The organism is Agromyces humi (genome assembly GCF_009720255.1).
GTDB lineage: Bacteria > Actinomycetota > Actinomycetes > Actinomycetales > Microbacteriaceae > Agromyces > Agromyces humi.
Window position 1 is genome coordinate 1 of the sequence record NZ_WJSP02000561.1, and the last position, 1,848, is coordinate 1,848.

A 1,848-nucleotide genomic window follows, 5' to 3' on the forward strand; every position below is an offset into this window, starting at 1 on the left:
GAGCTCGGCAAGATCCGGCGCGTCGTCGAGAAGCAGGCCCCGATCAGCGAGGTCCTGCTCGTGCTCGACGCGACGACCGGGCAGAACGGGCTCGCGCAGGCCGAGGCGTTCATCGAGCACGGCGGCGGCGACTCGGACGGGATGTCCAGTGCGGCCGCGTGCCGCCAGGCAGCGCGCCACGCTCGGGTGTCGATGCGCGTGGTCGAGGGTCGGCCCGGCAGGAGGTCGATGCGGGGCGGGGTGGTGCTGCCCGCCGCCTCCGGCGCCGCCATCCCGTCGAGGGGTCGCGAACTGCGGGTCGTGGGCGCTGGAACCCGCAGTTCGCGACCGTTCGATGCGCGCGCGTCGCCGCCGAGGGCACCGGGGGCGTCGGCCGTCGCGGCGCCGCCCGCGGTCCCGGCGACCACGAGCGCCGCCACCCGGGTCGGAGCACCCTGGCGCATGTCGAGGTAGCCCTCGCCGGCGAGCTGCTCGTAGGCGGCGACGACCGCGCTGCGCGACACGGCGAGCTCGGCCGCGAGTGCCCGCGTCGACGGCACCGCATCGCCGGGTCGGAGCACGCCGTCGAGGATGCGTCGGCGGAGTCCCTCGACGAGCTGCACGCCGAGCGGGCGACCGGTGTCGCGGTCGATCTCGGGGATGGGTCCGTCCACGACGCCATCGCCTCCAAACTGGTCTGCTCGATGCAGCGAGAACTGGACTGCATCGCCGACCAGTCTAGCGGCGAGACTCGCAACGTGACCATGACGAACACCTCCTCGCCCCGCCGTATCCGCCGCATGCCCGAACGCCAGACGACCGACCGCGACGCCCTGTTCGCGCTCCTCGACCAGGAGCTCGTGGGACATCTCGCCGCGGTCGCCGACGGCACGCCGCTGGTCGTGCCCATGGGCTTCGCCCGCGACGGCGATCACCTGCTCCTGCACGGCTCCACGGGTGGCGGGTTCGCGCTGCGCGCCGCCGCCGAGGGAGCCAACGTGGCGTTCGCCGTGACGTCCCTCGACGGCCTCGTCTTTGCGCGCTCCCTCTTCGACAGCTCGATGAACTACCGCAGCGCCGTCGTCTACGGCGTGCTCGAGCCCGTCGACGACGAGCGAGCGGATGCCGCGCTGCTGGCGCTCTCCGAACGGCTCATGCCGGGCCGCCCCGCCGAGGTGCGCGCCACCACCCGGAAGGAGCGGGCCGCGACCCGCGTGCTGCGGCTCGCCCTCGACGACGTGGTCATGAAGGTGCGCGCCGCCGGGGCATCCGAGTCTCCCGAGGATGGCGAGGACCACACGGGCTGGGCCGGCGTCGTACCGCTTCGACGCGCCTGGGGGACTCCCGAGCCGTCGGCGCTGACGCCCGTCGGCACTCCGGTGCCCGGCTCGGTGGCTGCCCTGACGACCCGGCCCTGACGACCCGGCCTGCGAGGGCCATCCGCTTCGCTCAGTGAAAGGAGGTGCGAGATGTTCGCCACCATGATCATGCTCGGACTGTTCGCCGCTGCGGCGGCCACGGCCTCGATCGTGCAGTTCCGCCGTGACGGCTACCGCCGCATGCCCACCCGCCGCGCCGCCTGAGGCGGCCGAGTGCCGGTCCTGAGGCGGCCGGCCCCCTGCGCCCAGAGGAAATAGGGCGATCGCCCGATGGGGCCCCACCGCCTTAGCGAGCACGCTGAAGGCATCCGATCGAACAGGTCGGTTCGACATCAGGAGGAATCCTGCAGCTCTCGGCTGACTACATCGCATTGGGCGCACACCAGGCCGACGTGCGGCGTGCCGAGCAGGAGATCCAGCTGCGGATGGCCGCGGCGGAGCGCGTCTCGGACGGCGCGGGGGCGTCGTCCGAGCCGGTCGCCCGGCGCCG

1 protein-coding gene and 2 pseudogenes are annotated in these 1,848 nt (G+C 73.5%); 2 read left to right on the plus strand and 1 reads right to left on the minus strand.

The window, feature by feature from the left end; translation table 11 throughout:
- A pseudogene (locus GH736_RS22270) lies at positions 1-126 on the plus strand (signal recognition particle-docking protein FtsY); the annotation flags it as partial.
- A gap of 350 nt (positions 127-476) precedes the next feature.
- On the opposite strand, the pseudogene GH736_RS24760 reads toward GH736_RS22270, so the two are convergent.
- A pseudogene (locus tag GH736_RS24760) lies at positions 477-848 on the minus strand (GntR family transcriptional regulator); the annotation flags it as partial.
- On the opposite strand from GH736_RS24760, the gene GH736_RS22275 reads away from it, so the two are divergent.
- Positions 744-1,397, plus strand: a complete 654-nt coding sequence (locus tag GH736_RS22275; protein ID WP_159607149.1) for a pyridoxamine 5'-phosphate oxidase family protein — start codon at positions 744-746, stop codon at positions 1,395-1,397. The pseudogene GH736_RS24760 and the gene GH736_RS22275 overlap by 105 nt on opposite strands.
- The last annotated feature ends 451 nt before the right edge of the window (positions 1,398-1,848 follow it).

What these genes read in the sequence shown, in the direction of transcription:
- GH736_RS22275 (WP_159607149.1), top strand. Translation starts at nt 744, where the DNA reads ATGACGAACACCTCCTCGCCCCGCCGTATCCGCCGCATGCCCGAACGC.